This is a genomic window from Streptomyces sp. NPDC104371 (assembly GCF_055583785.1).
In genome coordinates this window covers 784957-808195 of sequence record NZ_JBVJNF010000002.1, presented here as the reverse complement: position 1 = coordinate 808195, position 23239 = coordinate 784957, and the positions used below count along the sequence as shown (strand labels likewise).

Below are 23239 nucleotides of genomic sequence, written 5' to 3'. Positions count from 1 at the left end.
TCCGCGCGCCGCCATCACTCTCACAAGAGCATTACCCTCAGGCCCATGAGCGACAGGCAGATCAGTCAGCACTTCGAGACCCTCGCGATTCATGCGGGGAACACCGCAGATCCCCTCACCGGCGCGGTCGTCCCGCCGATCTACCAGGTCTCGACCTACAAGCAGGACGGCGTCGGCGGGCTGCGCGGCGGCTACGAGTACAGCCGGAGCGCCAACCCCACCAGGACCGCCCTGGAAGAGAACCTCGCCGCCCTGGAGGGCGGTCGCCGCGGCCTCGCGTTCGCGTCAGGACTGGCGGCCGAGGACTGCCTGCTGCGCACGCTGCTCAGCCCCGGTGACCACGTCGTCATCCCGAACGACGCCTACGGCGGCACGTTCCGTCTCTTCTCCAAGGTCGTCTCGCGCTGGGGCGTGGAGTGGTCGGTCGCCGACACCAGCAACCCCGCCGCCGTGCGTGCCGCGCTCACCCCGAAGACCAAGGTCGTGTGGGTCGAGACCCCCTCGAACCCGCTCCTCGGCATCACCGACATCGCCGCCGTCGCCCAGGTCGCCCGTGACGCGGGCGCCAAGCTCGTCGTCGACAACACCTTCGCGACCCCCTACCTCCAGCAGCCGCTGGCCCTCGGCGCCGACGCCGTCGTGCACTCCCTGACCAAGTACATGGGCGGCCACTCGGACGTCGTCGGCGGCGCCCTGATCGTGAACGACCAGGCGCTGGGCGAGGAACTGGCGTTCCACCAGAACGCGATGGGCGCGGTCGCCGGGCCCTTCGACTCGTGGCTGGTGCTGCGCGGCACCAAGACGCTGTCCGTGCGCATGGACCGGCACTGCGAGAACGCCGCCAGGGTCGCCGAGATGCTCACCCGGCACGCGCGCGTGACGCGCGTGCTCTACCCGGGCCTGCCGGAGCACCCCGGTCACGAGATCGCCGCGAAGCAGATGAAGGCGTTCGGCGGCATGGTCTCCTTCCAGGTCGAGGGCGGCGAGGAGGCGGCCGTCGAGGTCTGCAACCGCGCCAAGGTGTTCACGCTCGGCGAGTCGCTGGGCGGCGTGGAATCCCTGATCGAGCACCCCGGGCGCATGACGCACGCGTCCGCGGCCGGGTCCGCCCTGGAGGTCCCCGCCGACCTCGTCCGCATCTCCGTGGGCATCGAGAACATCGACGACCTGCTGGAAGACCTCCAGCAGGCCCTGGCCTAGCGAGCGACAGGGCGGCGTCCGCGCCGTCCGGTCACCATGTGCCGAACGGTGGAGTCGTCGTCGACGGCGGCTCCACCCAGGGGCGCGCCGTCCACGCCCAGATCGTGAAGGCGAGGGCCGCGGCCAGCAGCGCCAGCCACAGCAGGCGGCGCGCCACCACGCGGCGGCGCAGCATACGGCCGCCGCGCCGCATCACCTCCGCGGTGAGGCCCGGCGGCACCTGCGGTGGAGCGCTCTCCAGCATCCGGCGCACGGCCGCCTCCCGCTCGAGCGGCTTCACGACGGCACCGCTTTGGTGCCCAGCGCCGCCGGTGCCGCCTTCCGCGGCGGATGCAGCAGCGTCGCGACCGCCCGCGCGCAGATCGTCCGTACCCGCTCGCCGGGCAGCCCCAGCAGCGCCGCCGCCTGCTCCTCGGCGACGCCCTCGTACAGCCTGAGGACCACGATCAGCCGCTCCTGGGGCGACAGGCGCGCGAGGACACTGCTCGCGTCCGGGCGCTGCCGCCCGAGCACCCCGTAGCGGTGCCACGCCCCGTGCGCGAAACGGGCGGCCAGATACTGGCGGGCACGGGCGTACGGGTCCTCACCGCGCAAGCTGTCCCAGGACGCGTACGTCTGGGCGAGAGCCAGGGTCAGCAGACGTCGCGCGCGCGGGTTGTCGTCCGGGGCCTCCGCGGTGAGCAGGGTGGCGGCGTGCAGCAGCCGCCCGGCCGCGCCCGCGACGAACGCCTCGAACTCCCGGGCACGACGGGCGCCTTGGGACGCACGCCGTTCTCGCACTGCGCCTCCCGTCTGAGGGCGACCCCGGATCCGTACGACTCGGTTGCCATTCGTACGGATTCATATGACTCATATGAATCCGGCCGTGTCTTCCGGTCAAGAGTCCGGCCGCGTCCCGCGCGCGTGCGGCTCCGGGGCTCAGGTCGTCGGCTCGGACTCCGCCGCCGGGGCCCCCGGTGCGCCCTGCAGGGCGGACAGGGCGGCGTTGAACCGCGTGAGGAGCGTGCAGAACGCCGTACGCTCCTCCGGCGTCCACTCGCTCGTCAGTTCGCCCATGAGCTGCCGCCGGGACGAGCGCACCTCCTCCAGGCGTGCCTGCCCGCGCGGGGAGAGCTGGAGCACCACCGCGCGCCCGTCCTCCGGGTGCGAGGTGCGCTTGACGAGACCGGTGTCGACCAGGGGCGCCACCTGCCGGGTGACCGTCGACGAGTCGATCCCCATGCTCGCGGCGAGCGCCTTGACGCCCATGGGACCTTCCTTGTCGAGGCGGTTGAGCAGCAGATACGCGGCACGGTCCATGGAGTTGCGCACCTGCCCCACCCCGCCGAGCCGGGTCTGTTCGGCGCGACGGGCGAACAGCGCGACCTCGTGCTGCAACAGGTCCAGGAGACCGGTGTCACCGGCGGTCGTCATGTCCATCGACGTATCAGGTGGTGTGGGCATGGCCGGAGGCTCACTTCATGCGTCGGGGGCTGGAATGGGGGACAGAGTACGCGCCCGGGGCGCGCGTCGTACCGGCCGTGCGCAAACCTGTGGCAGGCGCCTGGTCATACCCGGTGCGCGGCGGTGCGAGCTGCGAAACTGGTGGTCATGAGCTACGGCACGGCCGGCCCCCTGGCAGCGGTGACCCTCGACGACGTCCGGGGTGCCCAGAAGATGCTGTCCGGCGTCGCGCGCGTCACGGCCATGGCGGGCAGCAGGCATCTGTCCCGGCTGGTCGGCGCGCCGGTGCACCTCAAGTGCGAGAACCTCCAGCGGACCGGGTCGTTCAAGCTGCGCGGCGCGTATGTGCGGATCGCGGGGCTGCTGCCCGAGGAGCGCGCCGCGGGGGTCGTCACGGCCAGCGCGGGCAATCACGCGCAGGGAGTGGCCCTCGCGTCCTCGCTGCTCGGGGTGCACTCGACGGTCTTCATGCCGAAGGGCGCGCCGCTGCCCAAGATCAGCGCCACCCGTGAGTACGGCGCCGAGGTGCGGCTGTCCGGCCAGGTGGTGGACGAGACGCTGACCGCCGCGCAGGAGTACGCCGCCGAGACGGGCGCGGTGTTCATCCACCCGTTCGACCACCCGGACATCATCGCCGGCCAGGGCACGGTCGGCCTGGAGATCCTGGAGCAGTGCCCCGAGGTGCGGACGATCGTCGTCGGTGTCGGTGGCGGCGGGCTGATCGCGGGCATCGCCACCGCGGTGAAGGCCGTGCGCCCCGATGTCCGGGTGGTCGGCGTGCAGGCAGAGGGCGCGGCCGCGTATCCGCCGTCGCTCGCGGCCGGGCACCCGGTGTCCGTCGATCACCCGGTGACGATGGCGGACGGGATCAGGGTGGGGCGGCCCGGCGAGGTGCCGTTCACGATCGTCCGCGACCTGGTCGACGAGATCCGTACGGTCGCCGAGGACAACCTCTCCAGCGCGCTGCTGCTCTGCCTGGAGCGCGCCAAACTGGTGGTCGAACCGGCGGGCGCGAGTTCCGTCGCGGCGCTGCTGCGCGAGCCGGACGCCTTCGAGGGCCCGGTGGTGGCGGTGCTGTCCGGTGGCAATGTGGACCCTGTGCTGCTCCAGCGTGTGCTGCGGCACGGCATGGCCGCCGCGGGCCGCTACCTGGCGGTCCGGCTGCGGCTCACCGACCGCCCCGGCGCCCTCGCGACACTGCTCGGGGCGTTGTCGGGGACGGACGCCAACGTCCTGGATGTGAGCCATGTGCGGACGGACCCGCGGCTGGGGCTCACGGAGGCGGAGGTCGAACTGCATCTGGAGACGAAGGGCCCGGAGCACTGCGCGGAAGTCGGCCAGGTGCTGCGGGACGCGGGCTACACGGTCATCGACTGAGGCCGAAAGGCATGGTCATCGGCTGAGGTCGAAGGGCTGTTCGTGGTCATCTGGAAAATCGCATTGAGAGTCGCGATACATCGCGTTATGGTGAGGCCTCGTCACGAAGAAGACCGCTCAGAAGTCGCGCTCACAAGAACCGCTTGCCCCTGATCCCCAACGACGTGGAGAACGCATATGCCGGGCGCCATCTATGCCGAAGGTCTGGTGAAGCACTTCGGCGACGTGAAAGCTCTGGACGGCGTCGACCTCGACGTCCCGGAAGGCACCGTGCTGGGCCTTCTCGGGCCGAACGGCGCGGGCAAGACCACCGCGGTCCGCTGTCTGACGACCCTGCTGCGGCCCGACCGCGGTACGGCGATCGTCGCGGGGATCGACGTCCTCAAGCACCCCGACGCGGTGCGCCGCTCGGTCGGCCTGTCCGGGCAGTTCGCGGCGGTCGACGAGTATCTGACCGGCCGCGAGAACCTCCAGATGGTGGGCCAGCTCTACCAGATGAGGGGGAAGGCGGCCAAGGCGCGTGCGGCCGAGCTGCTGGAGCAGTTCCACCTCACGGACGCCGCCGACCGCCCCACCAAGACGTACTCCGGCGGTATGCGCCGCCGGCTCGACCTCGCGGCGGCTCTCGTGGTCCGGCCGCCCGTGATGTTCATGGACGAGCCCACGACGGGCCTCGACCCCCGCAACCGCCAGCAGCTCTGGGACGTCATCAAGCAGCTCGTCTCCGGCGGGACGACGCTCCTGCTGACCACTCAGTACCTCGAAGAGGCCGACCATCTGGCGCATGACATCTGCGTCGTCGACCACGGCCGGGTCATCGCCCGCGGCACCTCCGACCAGCTCAAGGCCCAGACGGGCGGGGAGCGGGTCGAGATCGTCGTGCGCGACCGCGCGCGCATGGCGGCGGCCGCCGAGGTCCTGCGCGGCTTCGGCAAGGGCGAGACCACGGTCGAGGAGCACACCCGTAAGCTCACCGTCCCCGTCACGGGCGGCGCCAAGCTCCTCGCCGAGGTCATCCGCGAGCTGGACTCCCGCGGCATCCAGATGGACGACGTCGGCCTGCGCCGCCCCACCCTGGACGACGTCTTCCTCTCCCTGACCGGCCATGTCGCCGAGGAGAACGCCGCGGAGGGCGGCGAGGATCCGGAAGACCCGAAGTCCCACCGCAAGCACACGAAGGAGCCCGCGCAGTGAGTGCCGTCCACGACGCCGCGCCGGTCGCGGCCCGTACGAACCCCGTCAGTCAGCTCGTCCGTGACTCGTTGGTCATAGCCCACCGGAACCTGATCCGCATGGCCCGGATTCCCGAGATGCTCATCTTCGGGCTGCTCCAGCCGATCATGTTCGTGGTGCTGTTCACCTATGTGTTCGGCGGCTCGGTCCAGGTCGGTGCTTCCACTTCCAAGGAGGCGTACCGAGAGTTCCTGATGGCCGGCATCTTCGCCCAGACCGTCACGTTCGCCACGGCGGGCGCGGGCGCGGGCATCGCCGACGACATGCACAAGGGCCTCATCGACCGCTTCCGCTCCCTGCCGATGGCTCGCGGCGCGGTGCTCACCGGCCGCACCATCGCCGACCTTGTGCAGACGGCGCTCACCCTCGTCGTCCTGGCGATAGTCGCCGTGATCGTCGGCTGGCGCACGCACGAGAACTTCGGCAAGGTGCTCGCCGGATTCGGCCTGCTCCTGCTCTTCGGGTACGCGTTCTCCTGGATCGGCGCGCTCATCGGCCTGTCCGTGCGCACCCCTGAGGCGGCGACCTCGGGCGGTCTGATCTGGCTGTTCCCGCTGACCTTCATCTCGAACGCGTTCGTCGACGCGAACAAGATGCCGGCCTTCCTGCGGCACATCGCGGAGTGGAACCCGTTCAGCGCCACCGTGCAGGCGTGCCGCGAGCTGTTCGGCAACCTTCCCCCGGGCTTCCGGACGCCCGACGCCTGGCCCATGCAGCACCCCGTGTGGGCCTCGCTGATCTGGTCGGCCGCGATCATCCTGTTCTTCCGCACGCTGGCGGTGCGCAAGTACCGCTCCGCGACGGCGTGAGCGACGGCTGATCCCGCTGATCCGGACATGACGAAGCCCCCGGCGCCGCGAAGGCGTCGGGGGCTCGTCGAAGGCGTCGGGGCGGCTCAGCCCTGGTAGGGGTCGGCCTTCAGGATCCTCACCATGGCCTTCTTGCCGTTCGGCAGCTCGTACTCGGCGTCCTCGCCGACCTTCTTGCCGTTCACGCCGGTACCCAGCGGGGACTGCGGCGAGTAGGTCTCGATGTCCGAGCTGGCGTACTCGCGCGAGGCGAGCAGGAAGGTCATGGTGTCGTCCTCGTCACCGTCGAAGGCGATGGTGACGACCATGCCGGGGGCCACCGCGCCGTCGGCTGCCGGAGCCTCGCCCACCTTGGCGTTCTCCAGGAGCTGGGTGAGCTGGCGCACACGGAGTTCCTGCTTGCCCTGCTCCTCCTTGGCCGCGTGGTACCCGCCGTTCTCACGCAGGTCGCCCTCCTCGCGCGCGGCCGCGATCTTGGCGGCGATCTCCGAGCGCGCAGGACCAGAAAGGTACTCCAGCTCGGCCTTGAGCTGGTTGTACGCCTCCTGGGTCAGCCAGGTGACGTTCTCGCTGGTCTGGGTCACAGGTGCTCCTCGTCGGTACTTGGAATACAAAGCATCGCCCTACCCAGAAGAATGTTCCTCCATGGGTGGGCGAAACCACGAGCCTAACAATTCAGCGGCGAAAGGGGGAGGACATAAGCCACGAGAATTACGTCAGCGCAGGTCAGTGAGGTACGTGAGAAGGATGACGTCAGTCGGCGTGGCAGCCGAGCAGCTCCGCGGTGCCGCCCGGGGAGGTCGTCCGCAGCGTGACGGTCTTGTCGATGCGGGTGGCGTGTCCGTCGAACCGGAAGTCAGCGCGGCCCACCTCGGCGCCGTCCTTCGACTGGGAGCGCAGCGTGCAGTAGCCGGAGGCGTCCGCGTCCTTGCGCACCTCCAGGTGCGCCTTGATCGCGTCGGGCGTGACCTCGAAGGAGATGACCTCGGCGCTGATCTTGTTCTGCACGACGTAGTGGTAGGCGAACCAGCCGATGACGACGAGCATGACCGCCGCCAGCGCAGAGCCGACGATCTTGAGAGTGCGGTCGGTGCGCGCGTCCGCGGAGTGCCCGTAGCGGCCCTCTGGCAGCCGCGTGCTCGCCGTCGTCATTGATCGTCCTCTCGGCAGGGCGGTACGGATGTCCCGACAGGGATCTCCACCGACCGCGCCCGGAATTTTTCGCCGCCCGATTCGGTCACTATAGAAGCCGCCCGACGCACCGCTTCACACCGGGCGCCGACCTGCCGACTTACTGAGGATCGAGTCTTGACTGACCAACTGCGACTGATGGCCGTGCACGCTCACCCCGACGACGAGTCGAGCAAGGGCGCGGCCACCATGGCGAAGTACGTGTCCGAGGGGGTGGACGTGCTGGTGGTGACCTGCACGGGCGGAGAACGAGGCTCCATCCTCAACCCGAAGCTCCAGGGCGACAAGTACGTCGAGGAACACATCCACGAGGTGCGCAAGAAGGAGATGGACGAGGCCCGGGAGATCCTCGGCGTCGAGCAGGAGTGGCTCGGCTTCGTCGACTCCGGGCTGCCGGAGGGCGACCCGCTGCCCCCGCTCCCCGAGGGCTGCTTCGCCCTGGAGGACGTCGACAAGGCGGCCGGTGAGCTGGTGCGCAGCATTCGCGCGTTCCGTCCGCAGGTGATCACCACCTATGACGAGAACGGCGGCTATCCGCACCCCGACCACATCATGACCCACAAGATCTCGATGGTGGCGTTCGAGGGCGCGGCGGACACCGAGAAGTACCCCGAGGCGGAGTTCGGCCCGGCGTGGCAGCCGCAGAAGCTCTACTACAACCAGGGCTTCAACCGGCCGCGCACCGAGGCGCTGCATCACGCGATGCTCGAGCGCGGCCTGGAGTCGCCGTACGGGGACTGGCTGAAGCGGTGGGACGAGATCCAGCGCACCGACCGCACGCTGACCACCCACATCCCGTGCGCGGACTTCTTCGAGGTCCGCGACAAGGCGCTGATCGCGCACGCCACGCAGATCGACCCCGACGGTGGCTGGTTCCGCGTCCCGATGGACCTGCAGAAGGAGGTCTGGCCGACCGAGGAGTACGAGCTGGCGAAGTCGCTCGTGGCCACCTCGCTGCCGGAGGACGACCTCTTTGCAGGCATCCGCTGATGCTGAGGGAGAATGCCTGACATGAGCGCAAGCGTGAGCCTGGCCGTGACCCACCTCATCCCCCTCGCCGAGTTCGACGAGAACAAGGTCACCCCCGGTGTCCTCGGCTTCATCGTCTTCGCGGTGATGGGCCTGGCGGTGTGGGGCCTGATGAAGTCCATGAACAAGCACATGAGCAAGGTCGACTTCCAGAAGGACGCCGCCTCCGGCTCCGGCGGGGAGGCCGGGACGACGGGCGCGAGCGCGCCCAAGCCCCAGCGCGGCTGAGGACTGCCCTGACGGGGCCGCGACCGTGAGAGGTGCGGCCCCGCTCTGTGGTGTGCCGCGAGCCGGGGTGTGCGGACGTCAGCTCCGGGCGGTCACCACCCCCATCACCTCCCGGGCGTGCCGTCCCGGCACCAGCCCGAGCTGCCAGGCCTGCCAGCCGCTCTCCAGGCTCACGCCCCGCTCCAGCAGCAGCCGGTAGGCCGCCAGGCAGCCGTCCAGCTTCGCGTCCCGCATGGGCCCGCTCGTACGGGACAACTGGGCCAGCTCCTCCTGGGCCACCGCCGTGCCCACCTCCGCGCCGCCGGGGGAGGCGTAGGGCAGGAGGGTGCAGCGCAGGAAGCGGGCCCACTCCTCGCCCCGCAGATCGCCGTACGAGGCGAACAGGTCCACCGCCTCGTCGCACAGGGCCAGGGCCTGCGGGGTGCGCGCGTTGCCCGCGTCCACCACGGCCAGCTCCAGGCAGGTCCAGGCCTCGCCGTGCGCCACACCGATGCGCCGGAAGTCCGTCTTCGCGTCCGCCAGGAGCTGGCGGGCGTAGCCGGAGTTGCGCAACGAGCCTGTCCGCGCCGCCTGTTGGTCCCGTGTCGCGCGTCCGGAGTGATGGCGGGCGCACGCCAGGCCGTATCCGTCACGCATCCGGGAGAACATCGTCCGGGAGCGTTCCAGCTCGCGCACCGCCCGGTCCAGGTCGCCGGTGTCCTCCAGGGCCTGGCCCAGGTAGTAGATCGTCCAGGCCTCGCCTCGCGCGTCCTCGTTGTCGCGGTGGCGTCCGAGCGCATGGCGCAGGGCCTCGGCCGCGGTGGACGCGTCGCCGGAGAGCAGGCGGGCGCGGGCCAGTTGGGTCAGCGCCCAGGCCTCGCCCCGGGCGTCATGGGTGCTGGTGTACAGGTCCAGCGCGGTGCGCAGCTCGCTCTCCGCGCGCGGGACGTCGCCCATGCGCAGGGCGAGCTGGCCCAACTGGAAGTGGGCCCAGGCCTCGCCGTGCACCGACGCGTTCTCCCGGTGCAGGTCCAGGGCGCGGGTGAGCAGGCCGAGGGCCTCGGCGGGCCGGGCGCGGTCGCGCTCCACCGCGGCCAGGGCGTGCATGGTCCAGGCGCGGTCCGCCGCCAGCGCGGGGGACGCCTGGAGATCCATGGCCTCCTGGAGCTTGGCCGCCGCCTCGGTGAGCCGGCCCTGGTGGTGCAGGGTGATGCCGAGGGAGCACAGCGCCCTGGCCGCTCCCGCGTCCTGATGCGCTTCGAGGTAGAGGTCCACCACGGAGGCCAGCGTGGTGCGGGCCTTGTCCAGCTCGCCGAGCTGGCGGGCCGCGATGCCCGTACGCCACTGCACCGACCGCGTCAGCAGGCCCTGGTCGACGGCCTGGGTCAGCTCGCTGATCTCGCCCAGCCGGTAGAGGTCGCCGCGCAGCAGGCAGTAGTCGCACAGCGCGCCCAGGAGATGCAGCACCGCCGACTGGTCGACGCCCTCCGTGTGCCGCAGCGCGGCGGTGATGAAGCTGGACTCGTCGTCCAGCCAGCGCAGGGCCGCGTCCAGCGACGTGAAGCCGTGCGGGCCGAAGCGGTCCGAGCGGGTCGACATGTTGCCGTCCACCAGGCGCAGCACCGAGTCGGCCAGTTCCGCGTAGTTGACGATCAGACGTTCGTGCGCCGCCGTCCGCGCGGCCGGTTCCTCCTCGTCCGTCAGCCGGGCCTGGGCGAAGGCGCGGACGACGTCGTGCAGCCGGTAGCGGCTGCCGCGGACGTGGTCGATCAGGCCCGCTTCGGCCAGGGTGCGCAACTGCCGCGTCGCCTCCTGCTCGTCCGTGGCGAGCAGGGCGGCTGCCGCGGCTGCCCCGAGCGAGGCACGCCCCGCCAGCGCGAGCCGGCGCAGCAGGCAGCGGGCCGCTTCGGGCAGGTCCGTGTAGCGCAGCCACAGGGCGCGCTCCACCGGTTCCACCGGGCCGTAGGCGCCGAGGTCGGTGGCGAGCCGGAGCGGGGTGCGCGGGCCGAGAGAGGAGCCCGCCACGCGCAGGGCCAGGGGCAGGCCGCCGCACAGGTGGCGGACGCGGTCGGCGGACTGCGCGTCGTACGGCCCCGAGTCGTCCTGGGCCGCCGCGCCGAGCAGTTCCTCCGCGCCCGCCGCGTCCAGCGCCTCGACCGGGAGCCGGTGCACCCGCGCCGGGAGATCGCCGGGCAGGTCGAGGGGGTCCCGGGTGGTGACGAGGACGAGGCTCTCGGAATGCTCGGGGACGAGGGCGCGCACCTGCTCGGGGTCGGAGGCGTCGTCGAGCACGATCGTGACCGGCAGGCCCGTCAGGTACTGGTGGTACAGCTCGCTCAGCCGCTCCACCTGCTGGTCCGGCGCCGAGCGCTCGCGGAACAGAAGCTGTTCGCGGGGGGCGCCGAGCCGGTTGAGCAGATGCAGCAGGGCGTCGCGCGTGGACAGCGGGGGCTCCCCGGCGCTGCCGCCGCGCAGATCGACGACGCACGCCCCGCGGAAGTGGTCCTTCAGGTCGTGCGCGGCGCGGATCGCGAGCGTCGTGCGCCCCGAGCCCGGTACGCCGTGCAGGATCACCACGGTCGGCTCGGTCTCCGCGCTCGCGCGGGCGGCTCGCACCCACTGCCGGATCAGCCCCAGCTCCTGTCGTCTGCCCGCGAACGGGCCGTGGAGCTCGGGGAGATGGGCGAAGGACTGCTCCAGGACGGTGCGCCTGCGGGCCGCCGCGCTCTTGTCGCCCCGGCGCCGCCGCGGTGGGGTCTGCTTCTGCGCCGTGGAGGAGGCGATCACGCGCTGCTGGTCGAGGAAGGGGCGGATGCCGCGTACTTCCAGGGCGGTCAGCCACTGGAGGCGCAGTTGCTCGGGTCCGCCGGGCTGGCCGAGCGCTCCGGCCCGGCGGTGGGCCGCGGGCAGATGAGAGGCGGTCACCTTCGCCACGGTGGCGGCGGCGCCCACGACACCGACCGCGGCGCCCGCGCCGAGCGCCGTCCCCGGGCCCGTACCGAACGCGAGGTCCGCCACGCAGGCGGCCACCGCGGCAACGCCCGCTGTCAGCAGGGGAGTTCCGGCCCCGTCGCGCGCATAGCGCTGCCCGAAGGTGAGCCGTCCGGCCTCTGTCCTGTCGAGGGCCTGGGCGTAGGCCTCGTACTCCTCGGTGGCTGTCTGCGCGATGGCGTCGAGCGCGCCGCGCGCCCGCGACAGGAGCACGGCCCCGTCGGTGCGACCGCCCGAGCGGCGCACCTCCTCCTCCACGGCCCGTGCCAGCAGCTTCTCGGCCTCCACCCGATGGCCGTCCCGCATGTCACGTCCCCCTCCCGCGTCAACTCCGTTGTCTTGCGGTGTCGTTCGAGAAGGAGAGCGCGCGAGGCGGCCGACCGTCATGGCATCGGTGATGTCACCCGCATCGCATGCCCCCTGCCCTCTTCGACACCGCCAGGAACACACATGCCCCCGCCAGGGCCACTTCAGCCGCCGCGCACGCGAAGGCCTGGAGGAGATCCGCGCCCGGCAGGGAGGTGGTTATGTCGAACCAGGCGTCCAGGATCGCGATCGCGGCCGTCGCCGAGGCGGTCAGCCGCGCATGCCCGTCGCGGCGGAATCCCAGCGCCGCCGTGGCCGCGCAGCCCGCCGCCAGCAGGACGTCCAGCCCCACCCACGCCAGCTGCCAGTGCCGCACCTCCGGGCTGGCCGGGAGCGTGTGGGCCAGCAGGATCATCCAGGGGACGAGGCCCACGGCCGCCGCGCCCAGCACCACCAAGGTCCAGCGGCGCACGGCGGCGGCGCCCGACCGCTCATGTGTCTCGATCGCTCGCATGCCATCAGGCTAGACCGCAGAAGTCTCTCTGCAAAGAGAATTCTGCAAAATTCCCTCTGGGAATCGGGTGGGTGGCGAGTACCGTGGTGGCCATGCCGGAGCAAGAACTGACCAGCGTGGAGCGCACGGCGCTCTACAAGTCCCTCGGAAATCCGCTGCGCCGCCGGATCCTCGAGTACGTCGGCCGGCACGGCGAGGCGAACTCGACGGTCCTCGCCAAGGAACTCGGCGAGAGCTCCGGCACGACCAGCTACCACCTGCGCAAGCTGGCCGAGCAGCGCCTCATCGAAGAGATCCCCGAGAAGTCGGGCGGCCGGGAGCGCTGGTGGCGGGCGCTGCCCTTCCAGCACACCACGCCCGACCCGGCGACGATGACCCCCGCGGAGTACGCCGCCGCCGAGCAGCTGGCGATCCTCAAGATCGACGTGGACACCGCGCTCTTCCGCCGCGCCCACGAGGAGTACCGAGGCCCGGAGGGCTGGGCCCAGGTCATGCGCGCCGGAACGTGGCTGACCAAGGAGGAACTGCTGGACTTCGTACGCGAGTACCACGCGCTCCTCGACCGCTACGGCCATCCACGCGAGGAGGCCCCCGACGAGGCGCGCCCGGTCAGTCTGCGGTTCTACGCGGTCCCCGACCCCGTGACAGAGTGGAACGGTGAACCGACTGGCCCATGAGACGTCCCCGTATCTGCTCCAGCACGCCGACAACCCCGTCGACTGGTGGCCCTGGTCGGCCGAGGCCTTCGCCGAGGCGCGCAGCCGGAACGTGCCCGTACTGCTGAGCGTCGGATACAGCAGTTGCCACTGGTGCCATGTCATGGCGCACGAGTCCTTCGAGGACGCGGGGACCGCCGCGTACCTCAACGAGCACTTCGTCAGTGTGAAGGTGGACCGTGAGGAGCGGCCCGACGTCGACGCCGTCTACATGGAGGCCGTCCAGGCGGCCACCGGGCAGGGCGGTTGGCCCATGACCGTGTTCCTCACCCCGGACGCCGAGCCGTTCTACTTCGGTACGTACTTCCCGCCCGCGCCGCATCGGGGCATGCCGTCCTTCCCGCAGGTCCTCGAAGGGGTGCGGCGGGCCTGGGCCGAGCGCCGGGACGAGGTGACGGAGGTCGCGGGGAAGATCGTCCGTGATCTCGCGGGGCGCGAACTCGCGGACAGCGGCACCCGGCCGCCCGGCGAGGAGGAGCTGGCCCAGGCCCTTCTCGGCCTCACGCGTGAGTACGACGCGCAGCGCGGCGGCTTCGGCGGCGCGCCCAAGTTCCCGCCGTCCATGGTGCTGGAGTTCCTGCTGCGTCATTACGCCCGCACCGGCTCCGAGGGCGCCCTGCAGATGGCGCGGGACACCTGCGAGCGCATGGCGCGCGGCGGTGTCTACGACCAGCTCGGCGGCGGGTTCGCCCGCTACTCGGTCGACCGTGACTGGGTCGTGCCGCACTTCGAGAAGATGCTCTACGACAACGCGCTGCTGTGTCGCGTGTACGCGCATCTGTGGCGGGCCACCGGCTCCGATCTCGCGCGCCGGGTGGCGTTGGAGACGGCCGACTTCATGGTGCGTGAACTGCGCACGAACGAAGGCGGGTTCGCCTCCGCGCTCGACGCCGACAGCGAAGAGGAGGCGCCCGGCGGGCGGCAGGGCGCCGCAGGGCACCCCGTCGAGGGCGCGTACTACGTGTGGACGCCCCGGCGTCTGGCGGAGGTCCTCGGGGACCAGGACGCCGAACTCGCCGCGCACTACTACGGCGTGACCGAGGAAGGGACCTTCGAGCACGGCAGCTCGGTCCTCCAACTCCCGCAGCACGAGCGCGTGTTCGATGCGGAGAAGATCGAGTCGATCAGGCGCCGCCTCTTCGAGGCACGCGCCCTGCGCCCCGCCCCCGGCCGTGACGACAAGGTGGTCGCGGCCTGGAACGGCCTCGCGATCGCAGCCCTCGCCGAGACCGGCGCGTACTTCGGCCGCCCCGATCTCGTGGACGCCGCGATCGCCGCCGCCGACCTCGTCGTACGCGTGCATCTGGACGAACACGCGCGTCTCGCCCGTACGTCCAAGGACGGCCGTGTCGGCGCGAACGCGGGCGTGCTGGAGGACTACGCCGATGTCTCCGAGGGCTTCCTCGCGCTCGCCTCGGTCACCGGGGAGGGCGTCTGGCTGGAGTTCGCCGGACTGCTGCTCGACCATGTGCTGGCGCAGTTCACCGACGACAGCGGGGGTCTGTACGACACCGCCGCCGACGCGGAGCAGCTCATCCGCCGCCCCCAGGACCCCACCGACAACGCCACCCCGTCCGGCTGGAGCGCCGCCGCCGGAGCCCTTCTGTCGTACGCCGCCCAGACCGGCTCCGCGGCCCATCGCACCGCCGCGGAGCGGGCGTTGGGCGTCGTCGGGACGGTCGGGCCGCGTGTGCCCCGCTTCATCGGCTGGGGTCTCGCCGTCGCCGAGGCGCTGCTCGACGGGCCGCGCGAGGTCGCGATCGTCGGCCCCGCCATGGACGATCCCGCCACCAAGGCCCTGCACCGCACGGCCCTTCTGGGCACCGCGCCGGGCGCGGTCGTGGCCGTCGGCGTGGCGGGGGACGGCGAACTCCCGCTCCTCGCCGACCGGCCGCTGGCCGACGGCCGACCGGCCGCCTACGTCTGCCGTCACTTCACCTGCGACGCCCCGACCACGGATCCGGAACAGCTCCGCAGGGTGCTGAGCGGCTGAGACCCCGGGTCGAGGCGAGGGTTCAGCTTGTGCCCGACCCTCGGGCGAGGGCGCGTTCCACGATCGCCTCCAGCTCCTGGTGGTGCGCGCCCTTCCAGTACGCGCGCCCGCAGTCACGGCACTGCGCGAAGACGTCGTAGGTGCGGCGCGTGCCGTGTTCGAGCTGGTCGGCGACCTCGTCCTTGGTCGCGTCGCGCAGCAGTCCGTTGCACGCGGTGCACCGGGTCCACGGCTTCAGCTCGGGCGCGAACCGGTCGAGTATGTCCGTCAGTTGCTCCTCCGGCCGGGTGCTGTACACGAACGCGCCCGCCCACAGCTCCCGGCGGCGCAGCAGTCCGCGGTCGCGGCTGAGCATCACGCGCTGCTCGGCGGCCGAGCGGGTGGCGAGCGCCGCGTCACCGATGTCCGTGGACTCGTACGCCGTGTCCACGCCGAGCAGCCGCAGCCGCCGGGCCAGGGTGCCGAGGTGGACGTCCAGCAGGAAGCGGAGCGGGGCGCCGGGCACCCGCTGGGGGCGTTCGACGGGGCGTACCTCGACGGACTCGCCGTCGGCCGGCACATGGGAGACGGGCGTGGCGCGACCGTCCACGAGGAGTGCGCCCACCTCGGTCAGCGGCACGCCCAGCGACTCGACGACATGGCCGAGCGTGGAGGCGCCGTCGGTGACGACCTTCGTGGCATGCCCGCGTCGGCCGTGCGGGATGAAGAGCCCCAGCTCGGGGGCGAACTCGACGTGGATCTCAGGTGCGTTCACGGGGTCAGGATGGCATGGGGGCGGCTCAGGGGGCTTTGGAATTCCGTGACTCAAGACCGTGCTCGAGTACGTCCAGCGCGCGCTGGACGTAGTCGCCCATGTGCCCTCGCTGTCCGTGCTCGGTCCAGTAACGGGAGGCCTCTATGAGGGCGGCGACGACGCTCATGCAGTACACGCGCACCTCCAGGTCGCCGGGGTCGCGCCCGGTGCGGTCGGCCACCACTTCGCACATGGTCAGGCCGGTCGCGGCCATGCTCTCCATCGACCGGGCGCGGACCGCGGGCACCTCCGCGATCAGACGGCTGCGCAGCCGCATCTCCGCGGGCGTCCCGTACTCGCCCGACGCGCTCCGCTCGACGGCGCGGTGCACCACATGGCGCAGGGACTCCACCAGCGGTTCGCCCTCGGGGCGCGCCCGCAGCTCCTGCTCCAGGACCGGGTCGTACTCGTCGGTGACGACGATGTCCTCTTTGGTGGGGAAGTACCGGAACACCGTGGAGGGGGAGACCTCGGCCGCGTCCGCGATCAGCTCGATGGTGGTGGCGTCGTACCCGTGCTCCTCGACCAGCCGGTACGTCGCCGTGCGGATCGCCGTACGAGTCTTGATCTTCTTCCGTTCGCGCAGCCCCGGACGGGGTTCGGCGGCGGGGCTCGAGCGGTGTGCGGTGGCGGCCATGGTCGTCATTGTCGGACATCTTCGGGGGCTCTGGCCATGGCGGCGTTCTCCTCGGCACGGGCCCGCGAGGGCTCCCGAGCGCCGCCGCCGACAGCGCGGAGGGCGGCATGAGAAATGGCCACGGCTGGAGAGCCGTGGCCATGGGAGGGAGGGGAGCGGGAGAGCTACGCGTGCTGGTACGCCACCAGGAAGATCCCCACGTAGTGCACGACGAACGCCGCGAGCGTGAAGGAGTGGAAGACCTCGTGGAAGCCGAACCAGCGCGGCGACGGGTTGGGGCGCTTGATCCCGTAGATGACGCCGCCCACGCTGTAGAGCAGGCCGCCGACGATGACGAGGACGAGGACGGCGATCCCGCCCGCGCGCATGAAGTCGGGGAGGAAGAAGACGGCCGCCCAGCCCATCGCGATGTAGCAGGGGGTGTAGAGCCAGCGCGGGGCGCCGACCCAGAAGACCCGGAAGACGATCCCGGCCGCCGCCGCGCCCCATATGCCCCACAGCAGCCACTGCCCCTTCGCGCTCGGCAGGAGCAGGAGGGTCAGCGGCGTGTAGGTGCCCGCGATGATCAGGAAGATGTTGGCGTGGTCGAGTCGGCGCAGCACCCCGCTCATGCGCGGGCCCCAGTCGCCGCGGTGGTAGAGAGCGCTGACGCCGAAGAGCAGACAGGCCGTCAGGACGTAGATGCCGCAAGCGATGCGCCCGCGTGTGGAGTTGGCGAGGGCGGTGAGGGTCAGCCCCGCGACGAGGACGGCGGGGAACATGCCGAGATGCAGCCAGCCGCGGAGCTTCGGCTTGGCCGGATGGGGCAGCGAGGGCGCGACGGGACCGCGGCCGACTGCCGGCGAGTCCGTGGGCGCGTCGGGGACGGACGCAGTCATGCGGGGCATGGTACCTACGGGGTCGTAAGTTGCGAATCAGGGGGGCGGTTGATATTGGCCGACTCGTCCCCTGTATGTCCGACATCCGCGAGGGCCGTGGAACGCAAAGACTCCCTCAAGCCGGGTGTGGTCCGGGTAAGGGGAAACGCCTGGTGGCGTGGCGATTCTCACGTTGCTCAGGTGTGCGCTCCCCTGGACAGATGGGCGTTTTCGGCGGATGATCAAATGAGTGCAGTCGGCACCGGATGAGCGGCTACGAAGCATCCGGGTCGAGGCCCCCACGGGGCAATCAATAAAAAACCCCTCTTCTAGGAGCAATCGTGGCGCGCGACATCGCGGCTCCCTCGACCGTCCTCACCCAGCACAAGGAACTGATCTCGTGGGTCAACGAGATCGCCGAACTGACCCAGCCGGACAGTGTGGTCTGGTGTGACGGATCCGAGGCCGAATACGAGCGTCTCTGCGAGGAGCTCGTCCGCAAGGGCACCTTCAAGAAGCTCGACCCGGTCAAGCGCCCCAACTCCTACTACGCGGCCTCCGACCCGTCCGACGTCGCCCGCGTCGAGGACCGGACGTTCATCTGCTCCGAGAAGGAAGAGGACGCGGGTCCGACGAACCACTGGAAGGCCCCCGCCGAGATGCGGGAGATCTTCCAGGGCAAGGACGGCAAGGGCGGTGTCTTCCGCGGCTCCATGAAGGGCCGCACGATGTACGTCGTCCCGTTCTGCATGGGCCCGCTGGGCTCGCCGCTGTCCGCGATCGGCGTCGAGATCACCGACTCCGCCTACGTCGCGGTGTCCATGCGCACGATGACGCGCATGGGTCAGGCCGTCCTGGACGAGCTGGGCGAGGACGGCTTCTTCGTGAAGGCCGTCCACACCGTGGGCGCCCCGCTGGCGGAAGGCCAGGAGGACGTCCCCTGGCCCTGCAACCAGACCAAGTACATCTCGCACTTCCCCGAGGACCGCGAGATCTGGTCGTACGGCTCCGGCTACGGCGGCAACGCCCTGCTCGGCAAGAAGTGCTACGCCCTGCGCATCGCCTCCGTCATGGCGCGCGACGAGGGCTGGCTCGCCGAGCACATGCTGATCCTCAAGCTCACGCCCCCGCAGGGCGAGGCGAAGTACGTCGCCGCCGCCTTCCCGAGCGCCTGTGGCAAGACCAACCTCGCCATGCTCGAGCCGACGGTCCCCGGCTGGACGGTCGAGACGATCGGTGACGACATCGCCTGGATGCGGTTCGGCGAGGACGGTCGCCTGTACGCGATCAACCCCGAGGCCGGCTTCTTCGGCGTCGCGCCCGGCACCGGCGAGCACACCAACGCCAACGCGATGAAGACGATGTGGGGCAACTCCGTCTTCACCAACGTCGCGCTCACCGACAACGGCGACGTCTGGTGGGAGGGCATGACCAAGGAGGCCCCGGCCCACCTCACGGACTGGAAGGGCAACGACTGGACGCCCGCGTCCGAGACCCCGGCCGCCCACCCGAACGCCCGCTTCACCGTCCCGGCCTCGCAGTGCCCGATCATCGCCCCCGAGTGGGAGGACCCGAAGGGTGTGCCGATCTCGGCGATCCTCTTCGGTGGCCGCCGCGCCAGCGCGGTCCCGCTGGTGACCGAGTCCTTCGACTGGAACCACGGTGTCTACCTCGGCGCCAACGTGGCGAGCGAGAAGACCGCCGCGGCCGAGGGCAAGGTCGGCGAGCTGCGCCGCGACCCGTTCGCCATGCTCCCCTTCTGCGGCTACAACATGGGCGACTACATGGCCCACTGGATCAACGTGGCCAAGGACAAGGACCAGGCCAAGCTCCCGAAGATCTACTACGTCAACTGGTTCCGCAAGAACGACGAGGGCAAGTTCGTCTGGCCCGGCTTCGGCGAGAACAGCCGCGTGCTGAAGTGGATCGTCGAGCGCCTCGACGGCAAGGCCGAGGGCGTCGAGTCCCCGATCGGCATCCTGCCGACCAAGCAGGCCCTGGACACCGACGGTCTGGACCTGACCGACTCCGACCTGGACTTCCTGCTCACCGTCGACAAGGAGGTGTGGCGCGAGGAGGCCGCGCTGGTCCCCGAGCACCTCAACACCTTCGGTGACCACACGCCGAAGGAGCTGTGGGACCAGTACCGCGCGCTGGTGCAGCGCCTGGGCTGACGCCCACCGCACGCTCCGCGGCCGGTCGGACTTGCCCTGACCTGCGACGTCGCCAGTACCGGCCGCGGTGACGACAAGACGACAGGGGCGGGGTCCCGTACGGACGAGTACGGGACCCCGCCCCTGTCGCGTTTCCGTCGCGTGAGCCGCACGGGCTGCCTGGGCCAGGTAAGCCGTACAGGCCGCATTCGGGGGCATTCGTCCGTATTCAAGGGCAATTCGCCTATCGTGACGCCATGCGCGGAATTCTGTTGGCCGGTGGCACCGGCTCGCGACTATGGCCGCTGACCCGCTCGGTGTCGAAGCAACTCCTGCCGGTGTTCGACAAGCCCCTGGTCTATTACCCGCTCTCCACACTCGTGATGGCCGGTATCCAGGAGATCCTGATCATCACGACCCCCGAAGACCAGTACCAGTTCCGCCGGTTGCTCGGCGACGGCAGTCAACTGGGCCTGCGCCTCTCCTACCTGGCACAGGAGCGACCGGAGGGCATCGCCCACGCGTTCGTCCTGGGGGCGGACTTCATCGGCGACGCGTCCGTGGCGCTGATCCTGGGCGACAACATCTTCCACGGAAGCGGCCTCGGCACACGGCTGGCCCGCCATCGCGACGTGCAGGGCGGCAGGATCTTCGCCTACCAGGTCGCCGACCCCTCGGCCTACGGCGTGGTGGAGTTCGACGCACAGGGCCGGGCGCTGTCCGTCGAGGAGAAGCCGGCCCGCCCGAGGTCCCGGTACGCCGTGCCCGGACTGTACTTCTACGACCGCCACGTGGTGGAGATCGCGCGCGGCCTGGTGCCCAGCGCCCGGGGCGAGTTGGAGATCACCGACCTCAACCGCGCCTGTCTGGAGGCCGGAACGCTCCAGGTCACCCGACTCGACCGGGGCACCGCGTGGTTGGACACCGGGACCTTCGACTCCATGGTCCGCGCCGCGGAGTTCGTCCGCGTGGTCGAGGAACGCCAGGGGTTCAAGATCGGCTGTGTCGAGGAGGCGGTCTGGCGGGCGGGCCTGATCGACGACGGCCAACTCCACGCGCTGGCCGAGCCGTTGCTCAAGAGCGGCTACGGCCACTATCTGCTGCGGCTGCTGGAGGACTCCCGAGCTGCCACGCGGCTGCCGTCTCCGCCCTCTCCCGTTGCCCCTTCTCCTCTCGCGCGAAAGGAATCAGCCACGTGAAACCGCTGGGCATCGAAGGGGCCTGGGTGGACACGCCCACCGTGTTCGCGGACAGCCGGGGCCGATTTCACGAGTGGTTCAAGGGCGACAGGTTCCACGACTCCGTCGGCCAGGGGCTCGAACTCCGGCAGGCCAACTGCTCCCGCTCCGCGCGCGGCACGCTCCGGGGCATCCACTTCGCCTCGGTCCCGCCGGGGCAGGCCAAGTACGTCACGTGTGTCGGCGGCGCGGTTCTCGACGTGGTGGTCGACATCCGTACCGGCTCCCCGACGTACGGCACCTGGGAGGCGGTGCGGCTCGACGACACCACGCATCGCTGTGTCTATCTCTCGGAAGGGCTCGGCCACGCCTTCATGGCGCTGGAGGACGACTCCACGGTGGTCTACCTGTGTTCACGGGGGTACGCGCCGCAACGCGAGTACGGCGTCGACCCGTTGGACCCCGCCCTCGGTATCGCCTGGCCCGAGGGCATCGCGCCGCGCCTGTCCGACAAGGACGCGGCGGCGCCCACGCTGGCGGAAGCCGAACGCAAGGGCCTGCTGCCCTCCTTCGCGAGCTGCGGCGCGTACCGCAGAAGCCTTCAAGCCTTGTGAGCCGCGGCCACTGAGCCGCCTGAGACGGACAACTCGGAGAGCTATGCGCATCCTCGTGACCGGCGGCGCCGGCTTCATCGGTTCGGAATACGTCCGCCGACGTCTGAGCGCGGACCCGACGGAGCGGATCACCGTCCTGGACAAGCTGACCTACTCGGGGGCCGAGGAGAACCTCGCCCCGGTGGCGCACCACCCGGGCCATCGCTTCGTCCGGGGAGACATCTGCGACCCCGAGGTGGTCGACCAGGCGATGGCCGGGCAGGACGCGGTGGTGCACTTCGCGGCCGAGTCCCATGTGGACCGGTCGATCGAGGGGGCCGGTCCGTTCGTCCGGACGAACGTGCTGGGCACCCAGGTGCTCCTCGACGCCGCTCACCGCCACGGCGTCGGCCGCTTCGTCCAGGTCTCCACCGACGAGGTGTACGGCTCGATCGGCGAAGGCTCCTGGACCGAGGGACGGCCGCCGGCGCCGAGTTCCCCGTACTCCGCGTCGAAGGCCGGTGCCGATCTGCTGGCCCTCGCCTACCACCGCACCCACGGCCTGGACGTCGTCGTCACCCGGTGCTCCAACAACTACGGGCCGTACCAGTTCCCCGAGAAGGTCATCCCGCTCTTCATCACGCATCTGCTCGACGGGCGGACGGTGCCGCTGTACGGGGACGGCCGCAACATCCGCGACTGGGTGCATGTCTCCGACCACTGCCGGGGCATCGACCTGGTGCTGCACGGCGGCGAGGCCGGGGAGGTCTACCACATCGGCGGCGGCACCGAACTCAGCAACCACAAGCTCACCGGCCTGCTGCTGGACGCGACCGGGGCGGACTGGGACCGGGTCGTGTACGTGGCCGACCGCAAGGGCCACGACCTGCGCTACTCGCTGGACGACAGCAAGATCCGCGAACAGCTCGGCTATGTCCCGCACGTCTCCTTCGCGCAGGGGCTGGCCGAGACCGTCGCCTGGTACCGCGCGCACCGCACCTGGTGGGAGCCGCTCAAGCGCGGGGCGGGGCTGTGACGACCACGACCTGGCTGGTGACCGGGGCGCGCGGGCTCCTCGGCCGGGACCTGGTGGAGGAACTCGCCGCCGACCCGAACGCCACGGTCACGGCGCCGAGCCGGGCCCAGCTCGACATCACCGACCCGACCGCCGTGCGCGCGGCCGTCGCCGGACACCGCGTGGTCGTCAACTGCGCGGCCTGGACGGACGTCGACGGCGCCGAGCGGTCGGAGCGGGCCGCGACGGCCGTGAACGGCACGGCCGTTCGCCATCTCGCGCGCGCCTGCGCCGCGCACGGCGCACTGCTGCTGCATCTCTCCACCGACTACGTACTCCCGGGCGACACCCCGCGGCCGTACCCCGAGGACGCGTCGACAGGACCCGTGAACGCGTACGGGCGGAGCAAGCTGGCGGGGGAGCGGGCCGTGGCCGAACTCCTGCCGCACACCGGCTATGTCGTGCGCACGGCCTGGCTCTACGGCGCGCACGGCCGCAACTTCGTGGCCACCATGCTCGAACTCGCCGCCCGACAGGCGACGTTGGACGTGGTCGCCGACCAGCACGGCCAGCCGACCTGGTCCCGCGCGCTGGCCCGGCGGCTGGCGGTCCTGGGCCGGGCCGCACTGGCCGGACGGGCACCGGCAGGCGTCTACCACGGCACGGCGGCCGGGCACACCACCTGGTACGGCCTGGCGCGTGAGGCCTTCCGGCTCGGCGGACTCGACCCCGAGCGGATCCGCCCGGTCGGCTCGGCGGCGTTCCCGCGCCCGGCCGCCCGCCCGACGTACGGCGTACTGGGCCACGGCGCCTGGCCGCGCGCCGGACTCCCGCCCCTGCCACGGTGGGAGGACCAACTCGCCGAGGCCATGAGCACCCCGGCCTTCGCCGCACTGGCCACCGCCGCGCGCGCGTCCACGGACCGGGGCGCCACGTCCACGTCCCCGACATGAGCACACGCACCGGCGCCCCGCCGGAACGACCGTTCCCGCGGGGCGCGTTGC

General features: G+C 71.0%; 23 protein-coding genes. 13 read left to right on the top strand and 10 right to left on the bottom strand.

Features of this window, described 5'->3' with window-relative positions:
• Positions 1–45 precede the first annotated feature (45 nt).
• Entirely contained in the window at positions 46–1200 is a 1155-nt protein-coding gene (locus ACZ60T_RS09450; RefSeq protein WP_469665415.1) for a cystathionine gamma-synthase, read from the top strand.
• Between the two features lie 31 nt (positions 1201–1231).
• On the opposite strand, the gene ACZ60T_RS09445 is transcribed toward ACZ60T_RS09450, so the two are convergent.
• The 3 genes from ACZ60T_RS09445 to ACZ60T_RS09435 form a co-directional block, all read right to left on the bottom strand.
• Entirely contained in the window at positions 1232–1444 is a 213-nt protein-coding gene (locus ACZ60T_RS09445) for a hypothetical protein (protein WP_469665566.1), read from the bottom strand.
• Between the two features lie 32 nt (positions 1445–1476).
• Positions 1477–1980: a sigma factor-like helix-turn-helix DNA-binding protein gene (locus ACZ60T_RS09440; protein ID WP_365621463.1), complete on the bottom strand. Its 504-nt coding sequence runs from the start codon at positions 1978–1980 to the stop codon at positions 1477–1479.
• A gap of 138 nt (positions 1981–2118) precedes the next feature.
• Positions 2119–2643 (bottom strand): MarR family winged helix-turn-helix transcriptional regulator, encoded by a 525-nt coding sequence (locus tag ACZ60T_RS09435; protein ID WP_365621466.1) that lies wholly within the window; start codon positions 2641–2643, stop codon positions 2119–2121.
• 147 nt (positions 2644–2790) lie between these two features.
• On the opposite strand from ACZ60T_RS09435, the gene ilvA reads away from it, so the two are divergent.
• The 3 genes from ilvA (at position 2791) to ACZ60T_RS09420 (ending at position 6062) form a co-directional block, all read left to right on the top strand.
• On the top strand, positions 2791–4020 hold the full coding sequence (ilvA, locus tag ACZ60T_RS09430) for a threonine ammonia-lyase (RefSeq protein ID WP_365621469.1): 1230 nt from the start codon (positions 2791–2793) through the stop codon (positions 4018–4020).
• A 177-nt stretch (positions 4021–4197) separates the two neighbouring features.
• Complete coding sequence (locus ACZ60T_RS09425; protein ID WP_469665414.1) at positions 4198–5214, top strand: ATP-binding cassette domain-containing protein; 1017 nt, start codon at positions 4198–4200, stop codon at positions 5212–5214.
• Entirely contained in the window at positions 5211–6062 is an 852-nt protein-coding gene (locus ACZ60T_RS09420; RefSeq protein WP_365621475.1) for an ABC transporter permease, read from the top strand. Before ACZ60T_RS09425 ends, ACZ60T_RS09420 begins: the two co-directional genes overlap by 4 nt.
• A gap of 86 nt (positions 6063–6148) precedes the next feature.
• Here the strand turns inward: ACZ60T_RS09420 and greA are convergent, their stop codons facing one another.
• Together greA and ACZ60T_RS09410 are read right to left on the bottom strand one after the other, a co-directional pair.
• Positions 6149–6646 (bottom strand): transcription elongation factor GreA, encoded by a 498-nt coding sequence (gene greA / locus ACZ60T_RS09415; protein ID WP_469665413.1) that lies wholly within the window; start codon positions 6644–6646, stop codon positions 6149–6151.
• A gap of 169 nt (positions 6647–6815) precedes the next feature.
• Positions 6816–7214, bottom strand: coding sequence for a DUF4307 domain-containing protein (locus ACZ60T_RS09410; RefSeq protein ID WP_365621479.1), 399 nt, complete (start codon positions 7212–7214; stop codon positions 6816–6818).
• Between the two features lie 156 nt (positions 7215–7370).
• Between ACZ60T_RS09410 and mca the strand changes: the two genes are divergently transcribed.
• The gene (gene mca / locus ACZ60T_RS09405) at positions 7371–8243 is read left to right on the top strand and encodes a mycothiol conjugate amidase Mca (RefSeq protein ID WP_469665412.1); all 873 of its coding nucleotides are present in this window, start codon (positions 7371–7373) and stop codon (positions 8241–8243) included.
• A gap of 12 nt (positions 8244–8255) precedes the next feature.
• On the top strand, positions 8256–8510 hold the full coding sequence (locus ACZ60T_RS09400; protein WP_469665411.1) for a hypothetical protein: 255 nt from the start codon (positions 8256–8258) through the stop codon (positions 8508–8510).
• A gap of 78 nt (positions 8511–8588) precedes the next feature.
• Here the strand turns inward: ACZ60T_RS09400 and ACZ60T_RS09395 are convergent, their stop codons facing one another.
• Positions 8589–11786, bottom strand: a complete 3198-nt coding sequence (locus ACZ60T_RS09395) for a tetratricopeptide repeat protein (RefSeq protein ID WP_469665410.1) — start codon at positions 11784–11786, stop codon at positions 8589–8591.
• 94 nt (positions 11787–11880) lie between these two features.
• The gene (locus ACZ60T_RS09390; RefSeq protein WP_469665409.1) at positions 11881–12300 is read right to left on the bottom strand and encodes a hypothetical protein; all 420 of its coding nucleotides are present in this window, start codon (positions 12298–12300) and stop codon (positions 11881–11883) included.
• Positions 12301–12392: 92 nt separating this feature from the next.
• Between ACZ60T_RS09390 and ACZ60T_RS09385 the strand changes: the two genes are divergently transcribed.
• The gene (locus ACZ60T_RS09385; RefSeq protein ID WP_365621494.1) at positions 12393–12977 is read left to right on the top strand and encodes a helix-turn-helix domain-containing protein; all 585 of its coding nucleotides are present in this window, start codon (positions 12393–12395) and stop codon (positions 12975–12977) included.
• Positions 12958–15009, top strand: a complete 2052-nt coding sequence (locus tag ACZ60T_RS09380) for a thioredoxin domain-containing protein (protein WP_469665408.1) — start codon at positions 12958–12960, stop codon at positions 15007–15009. The genes ACZ60T_RS09385 and ACZ60T_RS09380 overlap by 20 nt, the downstream gene beginning before the upstream one ends.
• Positions 15010–15031: 22 nt before the next feature.
• On the opposite strand, the gene ACZ60T_RS09375 is transcribed toward ACZ60T_RS09380, so the two are convergent.
• The 3 genes from ACZ60T_RS09375 to trhA form a co-directional block, all read right to left on the bottom strand.
• On the bottom strand, positions 15032–15763 hold the full coding sequence (locus tag ACZ60T_RS09375; protein ID WP_365621500.1) for a Mut7-C RNAse domain-containing protein: 732 nt from the start codon (positions 15761–15763) through the stop codon (positions 15032–15034).
• Between the two features lie 25 nt (positions 15764–15788).
• The gene (locus ACZ60T_RS09370) at positions 15789–16439 is read right to left on the bottom strand and encodes a TetR/AcrR family transcriptional regulator (protein WP_469665407.1); all 651 of its coding nucleotides are present in this window, start codon (positions 16437–16439) and stop codon (positions 15789–15791) included.
• Positions 16440–16603: 164 nt separating this feature from the next.
• A complete protein-coding gene (trhA, locus tag ACZ60T_RS09365; RefSeq protein ID WP_252427449.1) occupies positions 16604–17317 on the bottom strand; it encodes a PAQR family membrane homeostasis protein TrhA in 714 nt (237 codons plus the stop codon).
• 320 nt (positions 17318–17637) lie between these two features.
• Between trhA and ACZ60T_RS09360 the strand changes: the two genes are divergently transcribed.
• From ACZ60T_RS09360 to rfbD, 5 genes are all read left to right on the top strand, one after another.
• Positions 17638–19470 carry a phosphoenolpyruvate carboxykinase (GTP) gene (locus tag ACZ60T_RS09360; RefSeq protein WP_469665406.1) on the top strand — a complete coding sequence of 611 codons (1833 nt, stop codon included), beginning with the start codon at positions 17638–17640 and terminating at the stop codon, positions 19468–19470.
• Positions 19471–19706: 236 nt separating this feature from the next.
• A complete protein-coding gene (gene rfbA, locus ACZ60T_RS09355) occupies positions 19707–20648 on the top strand; it encodes a glucose-1-phosphate thymidylyltransferase RfbA (RefSeq protein ID WP_469665405.1) in 942 nt (313 codons plus the stop codon).
• Positions 20645–21241, top strand: a complete 597-nt coding sequence (locus ACZ60T_RS09350; RefSeq protein WP_469665404.1) for a dTDP-4-dehydrorhamnose 3,5-epimerase family protein — start codon at positions 20645–20647, stop codon at positions 21239–21241. The genes rfbA and ACZ60T_RS09350 overlap by 4 nt, the downstream gene beginning before the upstream one ends.
• Before the next feature lie 43 nt (positions 21242–21284).
• Positions 21285–22256, top strand: coding sequence for a dTDP-glucose 4,6-dehydratase (rfbB, locus tag ACZ60T_RS09345; protein WP_469665403.1), 972 nt, complete (start codon positions 21285–21287; stop codon positions 22254–22256).
• On the top strand, positions 22253–23188 hold the full coding sequence (rfbD, locus tag ACZ60T_RS09340) for a dTDP-4-dehydrorhamnose reductase (protein WP_469665402.1): 936 nt from the start codon (positions 22253–22255) through the stop codon (positions 23186–23188). The genes rfbB and rfbD overlap by 4 nt, the downstream gene beginning before the upstream one ends.
• Positions 23189–23239 lie beyond the last annotated feature (51 nt).

Coding starts and splice junctions, on each gene's coding strand:
- ACZ60T_RS09450 (WP_469665415.1), top strand. CDS start 46: ATGAGCGACAGGCAGATCAGTCAGCACTTCGAGACCCTCGCGATTCAT.
- ACZ60T_RS09445 (WP_469665566.1), bottom strand. CDS start 1,444: ATGCTGGAGAGCGCTCCACCGCAGGTGCCGCCGGGCCTCACCGCGGAG.
- ACZ60T_RS09435 (WP_365621466.1), bottom strand. CDS start 2,643: ATGCCCACACCACCTGATACGTCGATGGACATGACGACCGCCGGTGAC.
- ilvA (WP_365621469.1), top strand. CDS start 2,791: ATGAGCTACGGCACGGCCGGCCCCCTGGCAGCGGTGACCCTCGACGAC.
- ACZ60T_RS09425 (WP_469665414.1), top strand. CDS start 4,198: ATGCCGGGCGCCATCTATGCCGAAGGTCTGGTGAAGCACTTCGGCGAC.
- ACZ60T_RS09410 (WP_365621479.1), bottom strand. CDS start 7,214: ATGACGACGGCGAGCACGCGGCTGCCAGAGGGCCGCTACGGGCACTCC.
- ACZ60T_RS09400 (WP_469665411.1), top strand. CDS start 8,256: ATGCCTGACATGAGCGCAAGCGTGAGCCTGGCCGTGACCCACCTCATC.
- ACZ60T_RS09395 (WP_469665410.1), bottom strand. CDS start 11,786: ATGCGGGACGGCCATCGGGTGGAGGCCGAGAAGCTGCTGGCACGGGCC.
- ACZ60T_RS09390 (WP_469665409.1), bottom strand. CDS start 12,300: ATGCGAGCGATCGAGACACATGAGCGGTCGGGCGCCGCCGCCGTGCGC.
- ACZ60T_RS09385 (WP_365621494.1), top strand. CDS start 12,393: ATGCCGGAGCAAGAACTGACCAGCGTGGAGCGCACGGCGCTCTACAAG.
- ACZ60T_RS09370 (WP_469665407.1), bottom strand. CDS start 16,439: ATGGCCGCCACCGCACACCGCTCGAGCCCCGCCGCCGAACCCCGTCCG.
- trhA (WP_252427449.1), bottom strand. CDS start 17,317: ATGACTGCGTCCGTCCCCGACGCGCCCACGGACTCGCCGGCAGTCGGC.
- rfbA (WP_469665405.1), top strand. CDS start 19,707: ATGCGCGGAATTCTGTTGGCCGGTGGCACCGGCTCGCGACTATGGCCG.
- rfbB (WP_469665403.1), top strand. CDS start 21,285: ATGCGCATCCTCGTGACCGGCGGCGCCGGCTTCATCGGTTCGGAATAC.